Below are 3,400 nucleotides of genomic sequence, written 5' to 3' on the forward strand. Positions count from 1 at the left end.
ATGAAAGTGGTCGTTGAGGTTTACATCAATGACTTCTTTCTTGCGGTGGAGTATGCAAACAAAATGGTACGGCAAATCAAGGAATGGTGTTTCTTTTGATCGGTTAGCCTGCAACCGACAAAAAGAAACACTTTTCCTCATGCCGTACTACTAAGACATGAAAGGGTGGCGTGCCACTGTTTCATGTCGTTTGGATTGTGCGATAAAAATGGAACTGCGAGTTGTGGCTATAAAAGTCAGCCGTTGTCAGCACGGCTGACTTTTATACTGAATGTGCATTCCTGTAATTCTGCACCAAACGTAGAATATTTACATGATGACAAAAATCATATCGCTCAGAATAGATTTGACATATTAACAGAAAAAAGCAAAAAAGAACAATAAAATTCATAAAAATGGCAGGTCAGAGTCCTTTTTCACTATAAAATCCGTATCTTTGAATTTTAATTCAAACAAATATTGCTTATGGGACGATTATATGCAGGCATAAACAATACAAATGAGCAGGAAGGTCTTTCTTATGAGCTTCCTACAAAAATCTTGTCACAAACAAATGGTGATTTTCTCATCATTTGTTCTGACGAATCAGAAAAGTTCTATTTCCTTCACAAAATAAATTGCAATTTGCAAATAGTTTGTGAAAATGTAGGCTGGGTGATTGTGCATCAACAAACATTTAGCCATGACTTGATTATTGGCATGGGACTGGGAGACCTGGATATTTCAAATACTTCCATCTTTAGGACAAAAAACAAAGATACTTATGATATTTGGCATTCTATATTGGAATTTATCTTTTTCAAAGGATTGGCTAATTTCGACTACTTCACTTATGAGACATCCTTTGCAGGACATGATATAACCCATGACATTGAATATCATTACATACATGACTATTATCCTTTGTCATGCAAAAAGGTATCTAAGAAAGCACGACAAGCACGTAATTCAGTGTATGCTTTCAAGGATGGAGAGAAAAGTTGGTTATGGGCAAAGGTATTCTCATTGTGTATTTCAAAACTCTCATGTTTTGACTCTATCAAAGATAAAGCCGTACTTGTACCGATACCTGCTTCTTCTAAAAAGTCGCATGGTATAAGATTTACAAAATTTTGTCGAGATTTAGCCAAACGATTGAATATTACCGATGGTTTCAGAACACTTTGGATAGAGTATGATCGTGAAAAGTTGAAGGGAACTATAGGGGAGAACAAAATAGAAAATCTGACTTTCAACAGCAAATACATTCGTGGCAAGCATGTCTTGCTCATTGATGATGTTGTTACAACAGGAACGAGTTTGATCCAAATAGGCAAGAAATTGTTGGAACTTGGCGCAATATCTGTACGAGGTATATTCATGGCAAGAACAGTTAGAGACGCAGAGTTTGCTTGACGAATTTGTCTAAACAAGGAATCGGAGATTAAAATATCGTTAAAATATTCTTTATCTCCGATTTATTCTTGTATCTTTGCAACCAGAAAAGGCGGTCTGATGATTTAGACAATTTATGCTGCTTTATGTGGTTAGCTGGTTTCTAAATCGTTACCTTTGTAAATAGAGGTGTAGGTAATCTCTTGATTTTCAGAAAAATGCAAAGATACCTATATCTTCTGTTGTGCAAGCGCACAACAGCTGTTGTGCGACCGAAAATACTGACTGCCTCAATAACATATCCTATCTCTTCCAACAACATATCCTATATCTTTCAGCAACTTATCCAATCTCTTTCTGCGATCTATCCTATCTCATCCAACGACATGACCTATATTTACCAACAACAAGAAGAGGGTGAATAATAAACTTATGCCACATCCTCTTTATTTGTAGATGAAGTAGCTGCCTCCATCACTCTGGCAATATTTCTTCAGAAGCTGGATGATGTACTCTGCATTCTCTCGAACATGCTGTTCGTCTCCGTCGTAGCCGTTGATGAGAACCACCAAGTGGGTGGTGTCAATACTCATCTTGGTTCGCTCGTTGTCGCTGGTTGGAGTTCCTACGCCACCTATCTTGTCTCTGTAAACAGGCAGACCTTCTATATTAATCATGCCTCTACCGATGCCCTTGTAGGGTTCGCCGGCTTTGCCTACGCCCAGCGTGAGGGTGTTGCCTTCAAACTTGTCTGCATCAAATCCGCCGATGCTGTAGCCGTAAGCTATGCTTGCCAGGTTCACCAGATCCACCAACGTATCTCGCTGATAGAGTTCCTTGCCCTGGAGCATTCTGCGGATAAGGGCTTCTGATGCAGGACGGTAGCGAGATGGATCCTTGCCGCAGGCACGATACACCTTTCGGGTGGCAGCAATGCCACTCATCTCTTTCAGCGATTCCGTGGTCAGCGTCTCTTTGTACTTTTCGCCAAGTGCATGAATCTCATCCCAAAGTTCCTGACAATAAGGGGTGTTCACCACATTGGCTTCTACGCATGCTCCCACAAAGGTAGGACATACTGATTCGATTTCATCTGATACAATGATGTTCATAATGCAATTTCCGTTTTCTGTTAAACCTAACTGATTGATAGGGCAAAAGTACGAAGAAAAATTGTAATAGCCAAAGCTTCTCCCTCTTTTTTCTCCCTTTATTGTGGCTTACTCTCACATGTATACCTGTTTATATTTGCGCCTATGCGCTTATGTGCCTGTGCACCCGCACGCACAGGCTTGGGCAGGCATGTATATAATAAAGTGTTTGCACGCTTGAGATGACTCGGAATCTTTATAAGTGTTAAAATTCGGCTAAAATCTCAACTTTTTTGCGAAAAGATTTGGTGGAATGGAAAATAGTTAGTACTTTTGCACTCGCTTTTGAGAAATACGGTTTCTCTAAGCAACTAAAGAAAGAGTTCTTTGAAAGATTTTACATAAACAGACAAGTAGTACAAGAAGCGGTTAACTTCTTAGAAATAAGAAAGTTGACTGGGTAAAAGAAACGAACCGTCAAGTAACTGACAAGTCAGGTTTACTAAGCTTCAATAAACGAAAAGGATATTCGTCCTAAGTACAGACAACAAACACCGATTGCTTCAGCAATGAAGCAAGAAGTAAAAATGATATTTTACTATGGAGAGTTTGATCCTGGCTCAGGATGAACGCTAGCTACAGGCTTAACACATGCAAGTCGAGGGGAAACGACATCGAAAGCTTGCTTTTGATGGGCGTCGACCGGCGCACGGGTGAGTAACGCGTATCCAACCTGCCCACCACTTGGGGATAACCTTGCGAAAGTAAGACTAATACCCAATGATATCTCACGAAGGCATCCGAATGAGATTAAAGATTTATCGGTGATGGATGGGGATGCGTCTGATTAGCTTGTTGGCGGGGTAACGGCCCACCAAGGCTACGATCAGTAGGGGTTCTGAGAGGAAGGTCCCCCACATTGGAACTGAGACACG

2 protein-coding genes and 1 rRNA gene are annotated in these 3,400 nt (G+C 40.4%); 2 read left to right on the forward strand and 1 reads right to left on the reverse strand.

The features are described 5' to 3' along the window. The first annotated feature begins 465 nt into the window (after positions 1 to 465). On the forward strand, positions 466 to 1,395 hold the full coding sequence (locus ACWJAO_RS13105) for a ComF family protein (RefSeq protein ID WP_449140572.1): 930 nt from the start codon (positions 466 to 468) through the stop codon (positions 1,393 to 1,395). Between the two features lie 425 nt (positions 1,396 to 1,820). Here ACWJAO_RS13105 and ACWJAO_RS13110 read toward each other — a convergent pair whose 3' ends face one another. Then, positions 1,821 to 2,486 carry a B3/B4 domain-containing protein gene (locus ACWJAO_RS13110; RefSeq protein ID WP_449140573.1) on the reverse strand — a complete coding sequence of 222 codons (666 nt, stop codon included), beginning with the start codon at positions 2,484 to 2,486 and terminating at the stop codon, positions 1,821 to 1,823. 576 nt (positions 2,487 to 3,062) lie between these two features. Here ACWJAO_RS13110 and ACWJAO_RS13115 point away from each other — a divergent pair. Further along, positions 3,063 to 3,400, forward strand: a 16S ribosomal RNA gene (locus tag ACWJAO_RS13115); the annotation flags it as partial.

It is taken from the genome of Segatella sp. (assembly GCF_977051555.1).